Raw genomic sequence first — 16,830 nt, forward strand, 5'->3', positions numbered from 1 at the left:
CGACACCACGACCGAGGCCGAACTGATCGCGCTGGTCGACGCGCTGAATGACAGCGACGCGGTCGACGGCATCCTCGTCCAGCTGCCGCTGCCGGCGCATATTCGCGAGAGCGTGGTGCTGACCCGGATCAGCCCGGACAAGGACGTCGACGGCTTTCACCCGGTCAATGCCGGGCGGCTGGCGACCGGATTGCCGGGGTTCGTGCCGTGCACGCCGCTTGGCTGCCTGATGCTGCTCGAGGAGGAGCTGGGCGACCTGAGCGGGCGGGAGGCGGTGGTGATCGGGCGCTCCAACATCGTCGGCAAGCCGATGGCGGCGCTGCTGACCGCGAAGAGCGCGACGGTGACGCTGGCGCATTCGCGCACCCGCGATCTGGCCGGCCATGTCGCGCGGGCTGACATCGTCGTCGCGGCGGTCGGGCGGGCGCGCTTCGTCAAGGGCGAATGGCTCAAACCCGGCGCCACCGTGATCGACGTTGGCATCAACCGCCTCGACGAGGGGCTGGTCGGCGATGTCGATTTCGACGGTGCGGCGTCGGTCGCCGGGGCGATCACGCCGGTGCCGGGCGGCGTCGGGCCGATGACGATCGCGGTGCTGCTGCGCAACACCGTCGTCGCCGCGCACCGCAACGCCGGCGTCGCGCTTGCCGAGGACGCGATTTGATCGAGCTGTACCTGTCGGCGCTGATCACCTTTCTGGTGGTGATCGATCCGCCCGGCTGCGCGCCGATCTACGCCGGGCTGACCAGCGGCGCGACCGCGGCGCATTCCCGCGCGATGGCGATCCGCGCGGTGGGAGTGGCGACGCTGATCCTGCTGGTGTTCGCGCTGTTCGGCGAGCAGCTGCTGCGCTCGCTCGGCATCGGGCTGGACGCGTTCCGCATCGCCGGCGGGCTGATGCTGTTCCTGATCGCGATCGACATGGTGTTCGAACGCCGCACCCAGCGGCGCGAGGATCGCGCGCAAAAGGTGGCGGAAACGCCGGAGATCGAGGACGTGTCGATCTTTCCGATGGCGATGCCGATGATCGCAGGGCCGGGATCGATCGCGTCGGTGATGCTGCTGATGTCGCAGAACCAGGGGCTGGCGCGATCGGCGGTGGTGATCGGCGCGATGCTGACCGTGCTGGCGCTGACGCTGGCGGCGCTGCTGGCGGCCGGACCGATCATGCGGTTCCTGGGCGCCAAGATCGAGGCGGTCATCACCCGCCTGCTCGGCGTGCTGCTCGCGGCGCTGGCGACCCAGTTCGTGATCGACGGATTGCGCGCCAGCTTTGCCTAGCGCGCGCTAATAGTCGATCCGCCACAGCCGGAAGGGCGTGCCCCTGGGGAGCGGCACCGGGACGAGCCATTTCGGCACCTGATTGGCGGCGAGCTGGCTATAGAAGCCGCCCGGTGCCCGCGCGCGGTACAGCGTCGTCTCAGCCATGTTCGGGCACACCAGCAGCAGCCGCGCGCCATGGCGCTTCGCGATCGCGCGGAATTCGTCGGCGCCGCGGGTAAAGGCGTGGTGGACGTCCAGGATCGCGTCACCGTTGCGGTGATACGGCCCGGCGATCGCCGAATGATGCGTCAGCGCGATGAGGCGCGGACCAAGATCGACATGGGTGAATATGGTGGTGGGCGCCAGCGGTTCGAGCGGGCGCATCGCCGGAATGCTGGTGCAGCGCGCACCGGCGCGGCTGACGATCTGGGTGCGCTTGTCCGGCCGGTCGATCGGCAGGAAGCGGATCGCGAGCCCGGCGAACAGGCCGGAGATCAGCAGGAACCCCGCGACCGACCCGATCACGCGCACCGCGATCCAGCGATGGCCGAGCAGCCACGGCAGCACCACCCACGCCAGCGCGGTCGCGCCGATCACGCCGATCAGCTGCGCCGCCGGGCCGGCACGCACCTGCCACAGCAGCATCGCCGCGGCGAAGGCGACGAACAGGGCGACCGGCACCCAGCCGGAGAAGCGATCGCTGCCGCGCGCACGCCAGGTGGCGACGATCGCGCCGATCAGCCCGGCGATCGGCAGCGCCGCGATCGGCAGCGCCGCGCGCAGCGGATGTTTGTAGATCGGCTTGGCCTCGCGCACGTTGTCGAGCCAGGTACGCGCGAGTTCGGGCGACACGTTTTCAGGTCGGCCGAGGCATTGCGGAAAGGCATGGGCGAACGCCGCGACGACGACCGCGCCCGCGCCCGCCGCCAGCGCCAGCCGCGCGGGCCGGCTGGTCGGGCTGATCCACGACAGGACGAACAGCAGCGCACCGCCGCCGACCATCACCGACAGCCACACCGGGGTCAGCGCGTCGCAGCGCATCGCCATATTGTCATAGGATGCAAAGGCGGCGAAACCGATCGCGCTGCCCCCGCCCAGCGTCGCCGCATAGGCCGCCAGCCGCCGTGCCTCCTCCCGGTCCCACACCCAGCGCAGCGTGACGATCGCGCCGGCCATCGCGGCATAGGGCAGCATCTCCAGCCCGATCGTCAGCGAGATCGCGGTGGCGACGCCGACGATGGCGCCGCCACGCGCGCGGCGCGGATCGGCCAGGCCGGCGACGGTGACGCTCAGCATCGCCAGCTGCCAGCCGTGGTGGTCGACCCGCATCGGCACGTACATCTGCATCGTCGCGGCGGCGCCGAGCAGGATGATCGTCGACAGGATGTAGGCCGCGGGCGCCACCAGCCGGCGGACGGTGAACGCCAGCCCCGCCATCGTCACCGCCAGCGGCAGCAGCGGCGCGATGCCGCATGCCCAGCGTTCCGCCCAGGCGGTACCGAGGAACGGCTTGAGGAGCAGGATCAGCCCGGCGATCGGCAGATCGACCAACCGTGACCAGTGGATGTTGAACCCGCCCGGCGGGTCGAGCCGGTACTGGCGCAGGTCGTACCAGCCCTGCCCGGCGAGCAGCCCGCGCACCTGCATCAGCCGCATGTTGTCGTCGGTGTCGCCCAGCGTCAGCCAGGTGATGTTGGCCCAGCGCTGCCAGATGTACCACAGCGCGATCAGCCCCCAGGCGATCAGGGTCAGGCTCAGCCAGCGGCGTTCGATCGCCAGCTCGAAACGCGACGGGGCCGTCGGGGTGGCCGGGCTATCGTTCAATTCCGCTTCCCTCTTCGGCGGCTTGGGGATAGTGCGCGCCTGCACATACCGCTCGTCCTGAGCGTGTCGAAGGACCGTCTTTCTTCGGTTCGGCACGAAAAGGAAAGGGCGGGGCTTCGACAGGCTCAGCCCGAACGGGTCTTTGGGATAGCACGTGGTTTCCAGGGCACTCGATCACCTCAACGCCAATACGACATTGGGCCAGCTGGTGCGCTATGCGATCACCGGCGGCGGTGTGACGCTGATCGGCGCCGGCATCTACACCGCTCTGGTACTGGCCACGGCGATCCATCCGCAGGCGGCGATGTTCCTCGCCTATGTCGTGTGCGTCGCGATCGGCTATGTCATCCACAGCCGCTGGAGCTTTCGCGGCCACGGCACTCGCGACAACCCCGGCCGCACGACGCTGCGCTTCGTGGTCGCCAGCCTGATCAGCTACGCCCTCAACGCGTTCTGGACATGGCTGTGCACGTCGGCGCTGGGGCTGCCCGACTGGACGCCGGTGCTACCCTTGCTGTTCGTCACGCCGCTGGCGATGTTCGCGATCAATCGCAACTGGGTGTTCGGCTGATATGGCCAGGATCGTCTGATGGACCGAATCGTCTATGACCGCATGGCGGCGCATGATTCGACGCATTGGTGGTATCGTGCGCGCCGCGACATCCTGGCCGACTATCTGACCCGCTATGGCGCGCTGCCGGGCGACGCGCGGGTGCTGGAGATCGGCTGCGGCACCGGCCACAACCTGCCGATGCTGGGCGCGTTCGGGGAGGTCGACGCGATCGAGATCGATCCGGCCGCGCGCGATATCGCCAGCCAGCGGCTGGGCAAGCCGGTGGGCGAGGCGCCGCTGCCCGAACTGACCGGGGTGGCGCCGGCCAGCTATGATCTGATCGCGGTGCTCGACGTGGTCGAGCATATCGACGACGACATCGGCGCGCTGAAGGGGATGGCGGCGCGGCTGAAGCCGGGCGGGCGCATCCTGATCACCGTCCCCGCGCACCAGTGGATGTGGAGCGCGCACGACGTCGTCAACCACCACAAGCGCCGCTATTCAAAGGCGAGCCTGGATGCCGCGATCCGCGCGGCCGGGCTGACCCACAACGGCCTGCGCTATTTCAATTCGCTGCTGTTCCCGGCGGCGGTCGGCGCGCGGGCGTTCGGGCGGCTGACCGGCAAGGACGACAGCGACGATTCGCCGCCGGCAAAGCCACTCAATGCGTTGTTCGAGCGGGTGTTCGGGTTGGAACGCCACCTGCTCGGCCGCGTGCCGCTGCCGCCGGGGCTGTCGATCATCACGCTGGCGTCCAAGTCCCGCTGATCAATCCGCCCCGTTGGTGAGATTGGTGTCGCGAGCGACCACATCCTCCGCGCGGTAGCCCAGCGTCGCGCGGCCCTGCACCGGCCCCGCGACGTCGGCGACCAGGTACAGCGGCCGCCGCTTCGATTCGACGTAGAGCCGGCCCAGATACTCGCCGATCATCCCCAGCACGAACATCTGCACCGACCCCAGGAACAGCACGACCAGCATCGTCGATGTCCAGCCCTGCACCGTCTTGCCCATGAAGAAGCTGGCGACGACATAGAGCAGCACGATCGCCGTCACCCCGGTCAGCGCCAGCCCGACATGGCTGGCGAAGCGCAAGGGCGCGGTGGAAAAGCCGGTGACCGCGTCCAGCGCGAAGCGGATCATCTTGCCCAGCGGATATTTGGTCTCGCCCGCCAGCCGCTCGGCGCGGTCATAGACGAAGGGCACCTGCCTGAACCCGATCCACGCCACCATCCCGCGGATGAAGCGCGCCTGTTCGGGCAGCGACAGCAGCGCGTCGAGCGCACGCCGGCTCATCAGCCGGAAATCACCGGTGTCGAGCGGAATCGGCGTATCGGTGATGCGATCGAGCATCCGGTAGAAGATCGCGGCGGTCAGCTTCTTGAACAGGGTCTCGCCTTCGCGCTTGCGGCGCACGGCATAGACCACATCGGCCTGTTGCGCGATCATCGTCGCGCGCATGTCGGCCAACAGTTCGGGCGGGTCCTGCAGATCGGCGTCGATGATCAGGATCTGCTCGCCCGCGCACAGGTCGAGCCCGGCGGTCAGCGCGAGCTGGTGGCCGTGGTTGCGCGACAGGTTGATCGCGACAAGGCGCGGATCGGTCGCCGCGATCCGCTGCATCACCGCCCAGCTCGCGTCCTTTGATCCGTCGTTGACCAGCACGATCTCATGATCGTCACCCACCGCCGCGCGCGCCGCCGCCGATACGCGGGCGTGGAGCGCGTCGAGGCACCCCTCCTCGTTATAGCAGGGGACGACCACGGACAGTTTCGGGCGCGATGGGCTCTTCGGCATGGCCGCGGCATTTAGCGGCTTGCGACGCCCGCGTCACGCGGTCTCGCGGGGCACCGCGCCGCTCCGCGTGAGCGGCGAATCGCCCCGCCGCCCATGCGCCGATGCTCGCCCATTGCCGCGCATTCGACCAGTCGCCGAGCCACAGCGGATTGACGCCGCGCCGCGCCGCTTCTAACGGCTCCATGCAAATGAGAGTCACTCGCGTTAGCGGAAAGGGTTGAGATGACGATACGGTCGAGCTGGATGATCGGGGGGTGCGTCGCGGCGATCGTGCTGGCGGGCCCGGCGTTTGCGCAGGCGTCGGGCGGACCCAATGCCGGCGACGCGATCAACGGCGGCAACGACCAGGACCAGACCATCACCGTCACCGCCGCGCGGATGCCGGTCGCGGTGGAGGACGCCCCGGCGACGGTGACCGTGATCGATGCCGAAAGGATCGCCGACGAACTGGCCACCAACATCAAGGATCTGGTGCGGTTTGAGCCGGGGATCAGCGTCACCCGCCAGCCGGTGCGCTTCGGCGCGGCGCTCGGCACCACCGGCCGCGCGGGCAATGAGGGGTTCAACATTCGCGGCATCGGCGGCAACCGCGTGCTGATGCAGGTCGACGGCGTGCGCGTGCCCGACGGCTTCAGCTTTGGCGCGCAGTCGACCGGGCGCGGCGACTATGTCGACATCGGGCTGGTCAAGTCGGTCGAGATCCTGCGCGGCCCCGCCTCCGCACTGTACGGCAGCGACGGTCTGGCCGGCGCGGTCAGTTTCACCACCGCCGACCCCGCCGACTTCCTGACCGGCGGCAAGTCGATCGGCGGGGTCGCCCGCGCCGCCTATGCCAGCGCGAGCAACGAATTCTCCGAGACCGCGATCGTCGCGGGGCGCAGCGGCAACTGGTCGGCGATGGCGGCCTATACCCGCCGCGATTTCCACGAGCTGGACAACAAGGGCACCAGCGACGTCACCGGATCGTTGCGCACCACGCCCAATCCGCAGGACGGCCATTCCAACGCCGCGCTGGGGCGGATCGTCTATCAGGCCGGCGGCCACCGCTTCCGCCTGACCGGCGAATATCTCGACAATTACCTCGCCAGCGACGTGCTGTCGGGCCTCAGCTCGACCGTCGAGTTGTTGCAGGGCCGCGACACCGGCGAGCGCAAGCGCGTCGCGTTCGACTGGACATGGGACGGCGCTGGCCTGATCCAGTTCGCCCGGCTGGCCGCCTATTGGCAGGATGCCGACGACGTCCAGTTCACCGACGAAGACCGCACCCCGGCCGCCGATCGCGAACGGCTCAACACGTTCGAGAATCGCGTCTACGGCGGGTCGGGCGAGTTGCGGCTCGGGTTCGAGACCGGCGGGCTGCGCCACCGGCTGGTGTTCGGCGGCGACATCAGCTCGACCCGCCAGCAGGGCCTGCGCGACGGCGTCGTGCCCCCGGCGGGCGAGACCTATCCGACCCGCGCCTTCCCGGTCACCAACTACATGCTCGCCGGCCTGTTCGTCGCCGACGAGGTCACCGCCGGGCCGCTGACGCTCTATCCGGCGCTGCGCTTCGACGCCTATGATCTCGACCCGACCGACGATCCGCTGCTGCCGACCTTCGCCCCGGCCAAGCAGCACGGATCGCGATTGTCGCCGAAGATCGGCGCCGTGCTCAAGCTGACCCCGCAGGTGCGGCTGTTCGCCAACTATGCCCAGGGCTTCAAGGCGCCCGAGCCGAGCCAGGTGAACAATTTCTTCGAAAATCCGCCGGTCGGCTACATCAGCATCCCCAACCCCAACCTGCGCCCCGAACGCAGCGAAAGCTATGAGGGCGGCGCCCGTTTCACCAGCGACCTCGTCTCGGTCGACCTGACCGGCTTCCAAGCCAATTATTCGAACTTCATCGAGCAGGTGGAAACCACCGGGCTGCCGTTCCCCAGCCCGGCGACGCCGTGGATCTATCAGTGGGTCAACCTTGGCCGCGTTCGCGTTAGCGGCGCGGAGGCGCGGATCGTCGCGCGTCCCGCGCCGGGCGTGAATGTGTCGGTCGCCGCGTCCTATTCGATCGGCGACGAGATCGATTCGACCGGCGCGAAGTCCCCGCTCGAATCGATCGATCCGTTCAAATTGGTGACGGGCCTCGGCTATGACGCGCCCGGCCGCGCGTTCGGCGGGCGGCTGAGCATGACCTATGTCGGCGAGAAGGAACAGCACCGCACCGCCAGCACCTTTCGCGGCGACGAACGCTTCATCCTCGATCTGACCGCCTATGCCCGCATCACCCCGGCGGTGACGCTGCGCGGCGGCGTGTTCAACATCACCGACCAGAAATACTGGCTGTGGAGCGACATTCGCGGCCTGTCCTCGACCTCCCCGGTCAAGGACGCCTATACGCAGCCGGGCCGTAACGGTAGCGTGTCGCTCAGCATTCGTTTTTGATGGAGTCGCTAATGACCCGCACTCTCACCGCCGTCGCCCTCCTGCTGGCCGCGACCGCCGCGACGCCGGCGCTGGCCGACGGCCCGGTCAAGCCGCGCGCCGCCGCCGCCGAAACCGCGTCGTTCGAGGCCGATCGCCGCGACATCCTGGCGATGGCCGGCGATTACAAGGTCCGCTTCGACATGCGCGAGACCACGCCGTGGCAAGCGGATTACACGCCGATCCCCGACCACGTCGCCGGCGGGCACGAAGCGGTGCGCGTGATCGAGGATACCGGCCGCGTCATCCGGCTCCAGCACCTGCTGGTGGTCGATGCCGGCGGCAAGCCGATGGTGATCAAGCACTGGCGGCAGGACTGGGAATATGAGCCGGCGCGGGTGCTGGTCTACACCGATCGCGATACCTGGACCTGGGAAGCGGTGCCGGCGGCAATGCGTGCGGGTCGTTGGTCGCAGACGGTCTATCAGGTCGACGATTCGCCGCGCTACGGCGGCTGGGGCCAGTGGACGACCGAGGGCGGCGTGCGGCGCTGGCGCTCGAACTGGACGTGGCGCCCGCTCGCCCGCCGCGATGCGGTGCGCGGGCCGGTCTATGACCGCTATCTCGGCATCAACCGCCATCAGCCGACCCCGACCGGCTGGATCCACTGGCAGGACAATACCAAGATGGGCGACAAGGACAGCAAGCTGGTGCCGTTCGTCCAGGAATCGGTACTCAACACCTACACCCGCGACGGCGGCTTCAACGTGAAGGCGGCGGATGATTACTGGGCGGCGACCAAGGGCTATTGGGCGGCGATCCGGGCGGAATGGACGCGGATCGCCGATGCCAAGGGCGGCATCCGCATCACTGAGGAGGCCGATCACGGCACCGTCATCAGCGGCCGGGTGCTCGAGATCGCCGACGAGATCCAGCAGGGCAAGACCAGCGAGGCCAAGGCGATCGCCACGGCCAAGGCGCTGATCGACCAGGGGACGCGGGCGGCGAACTGAGCGGCTGATCCCTTGCCTCTGCCGCCATCGCGGCGCAGGCTGGGATCCATATTCAAGCAGGGCAACGCTCGTTGCCCCGAATCCCGGCCGGCGCCGGGGGGACGGTAAATCGCCGAGCGCCGGCCCCGGCTACAGCAGCAGATCCTGCGCGGTGACGGGCCCGATCGCGCCGCCGCCGCGCCGGCGCGCCAGCTCGGTCTGGGCGGTGAAGCGGATGTCCTCGTCGCGGTCGGTCAGGAATCCGAACAGCGATTCATTGTCGATCTCGCGCCATTCCCGGCCGCGATCGGGGCCATAGCGGACGCGCGGCAGCAGGCCCGGTTCCTTCGACCATTGGATCAGATCGGCGACCGGGGCTTCGTTGAGCATGTCGCGCAGGTGAAAGGCGGTGACATAGGCGTCGGGAAAGGCGCGGTGCGCCGGCAGGCCGCGTTCGTGCTCCATCCCCTGTGGCCGCCGCCAGTAGCGGAGCATCTGGTTGGAGAAGCCCGGTGATTCGGGCCATAGCCGCAGCGCGCATTTCCACGTGCAGATCCAGTCGGCACCATGGGTCAGCGATGCGGTGCAGAACTGCTCCTCGAAACTGGCGCGGTGCGCGGCGAGCGCGATCCGGCGCGGCCACGGGTCGAGCACCGGGCGCGCGACGTCGTGCCAGTAACGCGCGTCGGCGACATCCTCGTCGCGGATGTGGTGGACTGCCATCGTCACTGGCGGGATCGGGCGGCCCGGGTTGACCAGGATGCTGCCGCCCTCGCCGTACAGATCCCAGCGCCCGTCCGCGCCCAGCGCCACGTCCTGCCATCCGACCTCGCACACCGCATGGGTCGGCGGCGCGTTGCCGGTGGTTTCAAGATCGATGACGCGGATGATGGAGGGGGGTGGGGGCATCGCCGCTATGTGGAGCGCAATCCCCGGCGACGCCAGAAGAGATGTGCCCGCGAGACCGCGAAGCAAGAAGGAACCGAGGGTTCGCGCGGAAGCGGAGAACGCGGAGGGTTTCGCCTCTGCCGTCCGCCTTGAGACCTTCCGCCACCGGTAGCCGCGGGTGCGAAGGCCGCTGGTGCAGCGGCCCTCACCTCCAAACCATCCCCTCTGCGTTCTCTGCGCCTCTGCGCGAAAAAAAGCCTAGCGTCTTCGCGGCTGCGCCTGAGCCCTCTTCCCCGTCAATGTGCCGCCTGGGGCCCGCGCTTCAGCCCGCTCGCGGCGAGTTGCGCGTCGATCTGCGCCAGCAGCCGGTCGAGCGCCTCGGCCGACTTCGCCTCGGCCCGGGCGACCAGCACGTCCTGGGTGTTCGACGCGCGCAGCAGCCACCAGCCGTCGGGCGTGGTCACCCGCGCGCCGTCGGTGCGGTTGACGTCGGCGCCCTCGGCCTCCAGCCGGGCGAGCACCTCGTCGATCACCGCGAACTTGCGGCTCTCGTCGACCTGGAAGCGCATTTCCGGTGTGTTGACGAACGCGGGCATGTTTCCGCGAATCTCGGTCAGCGATTTGCCGATCATGTGCACCGCTCGGATCAGGCGGACGGCGGCATATTGCGCGTCGTCGAACCCGTAATAATCGTGCGCGAAGAAGATGTGGCCGCTCATCTCGCCGGCCAGCGGCGCGCCGGTCTCCTTCATCTTGGTCTTGATCAGGCTGTGACCGGTCTTCCACATCACCGGCTCGCCGCCCAGCTCCGCGATTCGGTCGAACAGCATCTGCGATGCCTTGACGTCGGCGATGATCGTCGCGCCGGGCAGCTCACGCAGCACAGGCTCCGCCAATATGGAGAGAAGCTGATCGCCCCAGATCACCCGGCCCTGGCCGTCGATCGCGCCGATCCGGTCGCCATCGCCGTCGAAAGCCACGCCGAAATCGAGGCTTTTCTCCGCGACCAGTCGTTTCAGGTCGGCGAGGTTCTTCTCCTCGGTAGGATCGGGATGATGATTGGGAAAATGGCCGTCCACATCGGTGAAGATCGTGTGATGCTCACCAGGGAGCAGCTTCACCAGCTTTTCGATCACCGGGCCGGCGGCGCCGTTGCCCGCATCCCAGCCGACGCGGTAGGCGCCGCCAGCATAGCCGGCGAACAGGCGGCCGACGTAGTCATCGACGATGTCGGCGTCGGTGACGCTGCCCGCCCCCTCGTCCCAGTCGCCCGCCTCGGCCATCCGGCCAAGCAGCTGGATATCGTCGCCAAAGAACGGCCGGTGCTGCAATACCATCTTGAAGCCATTGTACTCGGCGGGATTATGGCTGCCGGTTATCTGTACGCCGCCGTCCACCTCTAGCGTCGCCTCGGCGTAGTAGAGCATCGGCGTCGGCCCCATGCCAACGCGCACCACATCGACACCGCTCGCCGTCAGACCGGCGATCAGCGCGGTCTCCAGCTCGGGAGAGGAGGTGCGCCCGTCGCGGCCCACCGCGACGCGGGTGCCGCCAGCGCGGCGCACGGCGGTGGCGAAGCCGCGGCCGATCGCGGTGGCATCGGCCGTGCCCAGCGTCTGGCCGACGATGCCGCGGATATCATATTCGCGCAGCGAGGTGGGATCGAAACGATGCGTCATGGAACCTCCGGAAGATACCCTCGCCTAAAGCGCGAGCGCGGCGGAAGTTGCAAGCGGGACGCGCGCGTCAGCCCAGCCGGCGCAGCAGGACGTCGCGCGCCGCGTTGATCCGGCCGGTCAACTCCGCCGATCCGCCGCGATCGGGGTGGACCGCGCCGACCAGCCGGCGGTGCGCGGCGCGGACATCGTCGGCGGTGGCGGTGTCGGGGATCCCAAGGATCGCCCGCGCCTCCGCCACATCGGGCAGCGGTTTCTTTGCGGGTTTGCGCAGATACCACCAGATCGCGCCGACGATCAGGGCGACGATGACGACCTTGGTCACAGCCGGCGGCCGGTCACGCGGCGAACAACGGCAGCGCGGGTTCGGGCAGCGCCAGCGCGGTCATCATCTCGCGCAGTTCCTGCCGCGCGGCGACGTGCGACAGCCCCATCGCGCCGAATTCGCGCGAATCGAGCATGGTCAGCCCCTGCGGGAACATCTCGCGATAGATCACGCGCTCGCTCAGCCCGGGAATCGCGCGGAAACCGACGCGCTTGGACAATTGATCGATCGCCTCGGAAACGCGGCGCATGTTGCGCGCCTCGATATGCTGGAGCCGGTTGCGCAGCACCACCCAGTCGATCGTCGCGCCATCGGCCTTGGCGCGGTGCTTGCGCGTTTCCCAGATCAGCTCCGAATAGAAGCTGGGGCGGGTGACCTTGAACGTATCGGGATCGACCTGCCCGATCAGGTCGAAATCGACGAAGCTGTCGTTCATCGGCGTGACCAGGGTATCGGCGTTGGTCACCGCCAGCCGCGCGAAGCGATCGTCGCGGCCGGGGGTGTCGATCACCAGGAAATCGACGTCGGAGCTCAGCCGTTCCAGCGATTCCTGGAACCGGTCCATGCTCTCGCCGTCGTGAGTCTCGTGGAGCGGTGTCGGCAGTTCGTGGCCGGTGCGCCGCGCGGTGGCGGCGCGATTGTCGAAATAGCGGCCCATCGTGCGCTGGCGGTGATCGAGATCGAGCGCGGCGACGCGCGATCCGCGCGCGGCGAGGCCGATCGCGACGTGCACCGCCGTCGTCGATTTTCCGGTCCCGCCCTTTTCATTGGCAAAGACGATGACATGCACCCCACCCGTTCCGTCCGCCAAGACGCACACTTCCTTTGCTTGATCGCTGCCCACGCCCTCCATAGAAGGCCGCGCTCTGTTGCTTTATCGAAGGCCCCAACCCCGTGCAAACCATCCGTCACCTCGCTGAGCTTCGTCCCGCGACGGGGGCGTTCCGTGCCGCGGGCGAGTCGATCGCGCTGGTCCCGACCATGGGCGCGCTGCATGCCGGCCACCTTGCGCTCGTCACCGAGGCGAAGCGGCTGGCGAAGCGGGTGGCGGTGTCGATCTTCGTCAACCCGAAGCAGTTCGGGCCGAACGAGGATCTCGACAAATATCCCCGGCGCGAGGCCGCCGACGCGCGGATGCTGACCGAGGCGGGGGTCGACCTGCTGTGGACGCCCGGCGTGGACGAGATGTATCCCGCCGGCTTCGCCAGCAATATTTCCGTCGGCGGGGTCAGCGAAGGGCTCGACGGCGCGGCGCGGCCCGGCCATTTCGATGGGGTGGCGACGGTGGTCGCCAAGCTGTTCAACCAGGTCCGCCCCGATATCGCGCTGTTCGGCGAAAAGGATTTCCAGCAGCTCGCGGTGATCCGGCGGATTGCGGCCGACCTCGATACCGGGATCGAGATCGTCGGGGTGCCGACCCAGCGCGACGACGACGGGCTCGCGCTGTCGTCGCGCAACGCCTATTTGCTGCCCGAGGATCGCGTCGCCGCCGTCGCCCTGCCCCGCGCGCTGGGCGCGGCAGCCAAGGCGATCGGCGATGGCGGGGCGTTCGCGCCGGCGCTGACGGCGGCGCGCGATGCGCTGGCGGCGGCGGGGTTCGCGATCGACTATGTCGAACTGGTCGACGCGGAGACGCTGGGCGCGCCGGACGCCGCGCGGCCGATGCGCCTGCTCGCCGCCGCGCGAATCGGCGGCACCCGGCTGATCGACAACATCGCGGTCGCGGTCAACGAACAGGGTTAATCGTGTTAACCATTTGGTGACACCGTGTCGTCAGAACTGTGATCGGAGGAATGGATCACAGAGGGACGAAACATGGGCACGAGTTTGAAGAATGCGGTATTTCTGGTCGAATCCAGACTCCGCGACGCGGCGCGCGGCAGCGTGCAGGCGTACTACGAACTGGGCATGGTGTTTTCGAGCGGAGCCGAGGGCGCCGACGTCGACCTGATTGAGGCGCACAAATGGTTCAACCTGGCGGCGATGCGCGGCAACGCGCGCGCGCAGGAATGCCGGGCCGAAGTCGCGGAAGACATGTCGGCGCGCGAGATCGCGGCGGCGCAGAAGGCGGCCCGCGCGTGGCTGCAACGCTCGGCGATCCGCGCCGCCGCCTGACCCCTTTCACGCTCTTCGCCGTCTCGCGCGGCGCGCGGCCCCCATCCTAGAACAGCAGCGGCCCGCCCAGGTCCAGCACCGGCTTCGCACCGACATGCTCGACCCGTCGCTTGCCGTCCGCGCCCAGGCGATAGAAGCGCAGGCTGTCGCGCCCCTCGTCGATCTCTTCCAGCAGGCGCGCACGCAGCTGTGCCCATTGCGCGGGGTCGACCTCGCATTCGAACACTGAATTCTGGACCCGCTGGCCCAGGTCGAGGCACGCTCTGGCCACCCGCCGCAGCCGCCGACGCCCGGCGGCATCCTGCGTGTTCACGTCATAGGTGACCAGGATCAGCATCGGTCATTTCCAGATGAACGGAGGATAACCGTCGAGGTCGCCGCGCAGGTGGCGCGATAGCAGCAGCGCCTGGACGTGGGGCACCAGCCCCATCGGCATGGACTCGCCCAGAAAGGGATGGCGCAGGTCGCGCTTCTTGCGCTCCTGCCACGCCATCAGCGTCGTCTTTCGGCCGTCGTCGGTCAACGACACCGCGCCGCCTTCGTCGATGGTGAAATCGCGCGCCTTTAGCTGGCCACGATTGATCAGCGTCAGCGCCAGGCGGTCGGCAAGGACCGGGCGCAATTCCTCCATGAGGTCGAGCGCGAGGCTGGCCCGCCCCGGACGATCCGCGTGCAGAAAGCCGACCTGCGGATCGAACCCCGTGCTCTCCAGCGCCGAGCGGCAATCATGGCCGAGCATCGCGTAGAGAAAGGAGAGCAAGGCGTTGACCCGATCGAGCGGCGGCCGTCGCGAGCGCCCGCGAAACGCAAACGCGGCACGATCGCCCTGGATCATCGCGTCAAAGGCACCGAAATAGGCGACCGCGGCGTCGCCCTCGTGCCCGCGCAGCGTCGCGATATCGTCGGCTGCGGCGGCGCGGCGGGCCATATGGCCGAGGCGCGCCTCCGCCGTTTCGATCGCCGTGCGGGCCGCATCGTCCATCTTCGCACCGTGATCGCGCAGCGCGCGGCGCAGGACGGTGCGCTGGTTGGCCGCCTTGGCCGTGACGATCCCGCGCACGATCGGCACCGCGCGCGCGGCGTCATCGGCCGTGCGGTGCTGCGCGCGCCGCAGGAGGACATTGCCCGTGCGCGGCCCCTCCACCCGCGCGAGGAACCGGCCGTGCGGCGTCAGGAACGACAGCGCGATGCCCGACTCGGCGCAGGCCGCCATCAGCGCGGGCGAGGCGCCGGGCCGGGCAAAGCTCACCACGCCGCCGATCATGTGCAGCGGCGCCCGGCCGCGCTCGGCGCCGTCCACTTCGACCACGATGTTCTGCCCGTCCTTGCGCAGCCAGGCGTCCTCACTGGTGACGTAGATGGTGTTGAGGTGACGGCGCATGATCCTCAGTCCCCCGTTCAGTCGGCCAGTTGCCCGGCCAGCCACCGCTGCACCGACGGCGGCCTTTCCAGCCGCTTCGGGCGGCAGTGATCGGCGAGCGAGCAGTGTTTGCACGCGGGCATGGCGTGCGGCGGCGGCGTGCGGCTTTCGGCGATCATCGCCCGCACCTGTGCGGCGATCTCCACGGTCAGCGCGCGCAGCGTCGAATCGAACCCGACCGCGACTCGTTTCCGGGTCTGGGCATAGAACAGCGCGCCCTCCGGCACGCTCTGGCCGAACATCTCCTCAAGGCACAGCGCCTGGGCGCACAACTGGACTTCGTCGGCGCGATGCGCCTTGGGCCGGCCGCGCTTGTATTCGACGGGATAGGGCACCGGGACGCTGTCGGAAAACTCGACGGCGTCCGCCTTGCCGATGAGGCCGTGCGCGAGCGATCGCAGGGCGATGCCCCGCACCGTCCGCACCCCGCGCCTGCGATCGGGGCGCCCGCCGTCGACCCGCTCGTGCAGGATGCGGCCCTCGGCGGTGGCGCCGTCCTCCTGCCAGATCCGCTCGACATGGATCAGCGCGCACTGGCGCGGGCAGAACAGGTAATGTTGCAGTGCCGACACCGGCACCAGCGCATCCTCGACGGCGGGGTCTGGCGGCGGCGCCAACGTCATAGCCGCATTTCATCGAGCGGAGGGTATCGGACCGGCAAACGCTGCACCAGAAAAGGCAGATCGCGGAGTTCGGCTGCTCCCAACGCGCAGTCGAAAAGCGCTTCGCGCTCGCAATATCCAGCGCCCAGCTTGATATAGCGCCGCAGCACCATCAGCGGCGGGAAGACGCCGCGTCGCTCGTACCATAGAAGCAGGTCGACGCCCGATTTGGCGCTGTTGCAGCGACCGCAGGCCAGCACCAGATTCGCCCCCTCGTCACCACCGCCTCTGATCCGGGGAATCAGGTGATCCATCGTCAGCCGTTCGGTGTTCGCGCAATAGGCACAGGCGCGATCCGCCAGCATCTTCAGGCGCTCGTCGTCATAGAGCGACCCGATGGACATCCTGCCTGAGCGAAGGCCGCTGAACAGCCGTGCACGGATGATATGGTCGGTTCGAATATATTCGATCCGCCCCGCCGACAGCGCTGCATGGGCTCGCGCCAGATTGGCGTAGCTCCAGGCGATCTGGTCGAACACCGTCATGATCGGCGGGGTCGCCATCCCCGCTCACCGCTCGATGATTTCCACACCATCGGGCAGCCCCTCACGGTCGACGGTCACCTGGTAATCCCCCCATTTGCGCGCGGGCGGCAGATTGTCGGTACCGGCGCTGCCGATCTCATAGACCGATCCCTGATGCACCCGCTGCGTCGTCACGCGATCGAACAGCGACTGCGCCTGCGCATTGCCCAGCGCGCTCTGGTGGCGGAACAGGATCAGCTTGCGCTTGGCCATCTCACCGCGCGCGGCCGAACGGTCGAGGTCGAACATGTTGTCGAGCGCCTGCCAAAGCAGTTCGAGGTCGTCCTCGGAAAAGCCGGTGCCCTTGACCGGATGCGACGCGAGCGGCGCGGAGACGAAGCCGTGGGCGCGGTAGAGACCGTAGGGCACGATATGCTTGCGCCCCATCGTGCGGCCG

19 protein-coding genes are annotated in these 16,830 nt (G+C 68.5%); 8 read left to right on the forward strand and 11 right to left on the reverse strand.

Annotated features, from left to right (window positions below; translation table 11 throughout):
• Together VNR91_RS02955 and VNR91_RS02960 are read left to right on the forward strand one after the other, a co-directional pair.
• The coding region (locus VNR91_RS02955; protein ID WP_325489299.1) for a bifunctional 5,10-methylenetetrahydrofolate dehydrogenase/5,10-methenyltetrahydrofolate cyclohydrolase at positions 1-664 on the forward strand (664 nt) is incomplete at its 5' end.
• Positions 661-1,281: a MarC family protein gene (locus VNR91_RS02960; RefSeq protein WP_325489300.1), complete on the forward strand. Its 621-nt coding sequence runs from the start codon at positions 661-663 to the stop codon at positions 1,279-1,281. The genes VNR91_RS02955 and VNR91_RS02960, both read left to right, overlap by 4 nt.
• Before the next feature lie 6 nt (positions 1,282-1,287).
• Here VNR91_RS02960 and VNR91_RS02965 read toward each other — a convergent pair whose 3' ends face one another.
• Positions 1,288-3,087 (reverse strand): AcrB/AcrD/AcrF family protein, encoded by a 1,800-nt coding sequence (locus tag VNR91_RS02965; RefSeq protein ID WP_325489301.1) that lies wholly within the window; start codon positions 3,085-3,087, stop codon positions 1,288-1,290.
• 154 nt (positions 3,088-3,241) lie between these two features.
• On the opposite strand from VNR91_RS02965, the gene VNR91_RS02970 reads away from it, so the two are divergent.
• Positions 3,242-3,658: a GtrA family protein gene (locus VNR91_RS02970; RefSeq protein ID WP_325489302.1), complete on the forward strand. Its 417-nt coding sequence runs from the start codon at positions 3,242-3,244 to the stop codon at positions 3,656-3,658.
• A gap of 18 nt (positions 3,659-3,676) precedes the next feature.
• Positions 3,677-4,408 (forward strand): class I SAM-dependent methyltransferase, encoded by a 732-nt coding sequence (locus VNR91_RS02975; RefSeq protein WP_325489303.1) that lies wholly within the window; start codon positions 3,677-3,679, stop codon positions 4,406-4,408.
• On the opposite strand, the gene VNR91_RS02980 is transcribed toward VNR91_RS02975, so the two are convergent.
• A complete protein-coding gene (locus VNR91_RS02980) occupies positions 4,409-5,434 on the reverse strand; it encodes a glycosyltransferase family 2 protein (RefSeq protein ID WP_325489304.1) in 1,026 nt (341 codons plus the stop codon).
• Between the two features lie 222 nt (positions 5,435-5,656).
• Here VNR91_RS02980 and VNR91_RS02985 point away from each other — a divergent pair, with 222 nt between their 5' ends.
• Entirely contained in the window at positions 5,657-7,852 is a 2,196-nt protein-coding gene (locus VNR91_RS02985) for a TonB-dependent hemoglobin/transferrin/lactoferrin family receptor (RefSeq protein ID WP_325489305.1), read from the forward strand.
• 11 nt (positions 7,853-7,863) lie between these two features.
• Positions 7,864-8,844 carry a DUF6607 family protein gene (locus VNR91_RS02990; RefSeq protein WP_325489306.1) on the forward strand — a complete coding sequence of 327 codons (981 nt, stop codon included), beginning with the start codon at positions 7,864-7,866 and terminating at the stop codon, positions 8,842-8,844.
• A gap of 129 nt (positions 8,845-8,973) precedes the next feature.
• On the opposite strand, the gene VNR91_RS02995 is transcribed toward VNR91_RS02990, so the two are convergent.
• The 4 genes from VNR91_RS02995 to VNR91_RS03010 form a co-directional block, all read right to left on the reverse strand.
• Complete coding sequence (locus tag VNR91_RS02995; RefSeq protein WP_325489307.1) at positions 8,974-9,732, reverse strand: 3'-5' exonuclease; 759 nt, start codon at positions 9,730-9,732, stop codon at positions 8,974-8,976.
• 275 nt (positions 9,733-10,007) lie between these two features.
• A complete protein-coding gene (pgmG, locus tag VNR91_RS03000) occupies positions 10,008-11,390 on the reverse strand; it encodes a phosphoglucomutase/phosphomannomutase PgmG (protein ID WP_325489308.1) in 1,383 nt (460 codons plus the stop codon).
• A gap of 67 nt (positions 11,391-11,457) precedes the next feature.
• Positions 11,458-11,712 (reverse strand): J domain-containing protein, encoded by a 255-nt coding sequence (locus VNR91_RS03005; protein WP_325489309.1) that lies wholly within the window; start codon positions 11,710-11,712, stop codon positions 11,458-11,460.
• Between the two features lie 13 nt (positions 11,713-11,725).
• The gene (locus VNR91_RS03010) at positions 11,726-12,523 is read right to left on the reverse strand and encodes a division plane positioning ATPase MipZ (protein ID WP_325489310.1); all 798 of its coding nucleotides are present in this window, start codon (positions 12,521-12,523) and stop codon (positions 11,726-11,728) included.
• 83 nt (positions 12,524-12,606) lie between these two features.
• On the opposite strand from VNR91_RS03010, the gene panC reads away from it, so the two are divergent.
• Both panC and VNR91_RS03020 read left to right on the forward strand, forming a co-directional pair.
• On the forward strand, positions 12,607-13,455 hold the full coding sequence (gene panC / locus VNR91_RS03015) for a pantoate--beta-alanine ligase (RefSeq protein ID WP_325489311.1): 849 nt from the start codon (positions 12,607-12,609) through the stop codon (positions 13,453-13,455).
• Positions 13,456-13,527: 72 nt separating this feature from the next.
• Positions 13,528-13,827 (forward strand): SEL1-like repeat protein, encoded by a 300-nt coding sequence (locus VNR91_RS03020; protein WP_325489312.1) that lies wholly within the window; start codon positions 13,528-13,530, stop codon positions 13,825-13,827.
• Between the two features lie 46 nt (positions 13,828-13,873).
• Here VNR91_RS03020 and cas2 read toward each other — a convergent pair whose 3' ends face one another.
• The 5 genes from cas2 to VNR91_RS03045 form a co-directional block, all read right to left on the reverse strand.
• Complete coding sequence (gene cas2, locus VNR91_RS03025) at positions 13,874-14,164, reverse strand: CRISPR-associated endonuclease Cas2 (protein WP_325489313.1); 291 nt, start codon at positions 14,162-14,164, stop codon at positions 13,874-13,876.
• Between the two features lie 3 nt (positions 14,165-14,167).
• The gene (gene cas1c, locus VNR91_RS03030; protein ID WP_325489314.1) at positions 14,168-15,208 is read right to left on the reverse strand and encodes a type I-C CRISPR-associated endonuclease Cas1c; all 1,041 of its coding nucleotides are present in this window, start codon (positions 15,206-15,208) and stop codon (positions 14,168-14,170) included.
• Between the two features lie 17 nt (positions 15,209-15,225).
• Positions 15,226-15,870, reverse strand: a complete 645-nt coding sequence (cas4, locus tag VNR91_RS03035; RefSeq protein ID WP_325489315.1) for a CRISPR-associated protein Cas4 — start codon at positions 15,868-15,870, stop codon at positions 15,226-15,228.
• A complete protein-coding gene (locus VNR91_RS03040) occupies positions 15,867-16,394 on the reverse strand; it encodes an HNH endonuclease signature motif containing protein (RefSeq protein ID WP_325489316.1) in 528 nt (175 codons plus the stop codon). Before VNR91_RS03040 ends, cas4 begins: the two co-directional genes overlap by 4 nt.
• Positions 16,395-16,418: 24 nt before the next feature.
• On the reverse strand, positions 16,419-16,830 hold a 412-nt coding region (locus VNR91_RS03045; RefSeq protein ID WP_325489317.1), incomplete at its 5' end, for a type I CRISPR-associated protein Cas7.

This window comes from Sphingomonas sp. (assembly GCF_035555815.1).
GTDB lineage: Bacteria > Pseudomonadota > Alphaproteobacteria > Sphingomonadales > Sphingomonadaceae > Sphingomonas.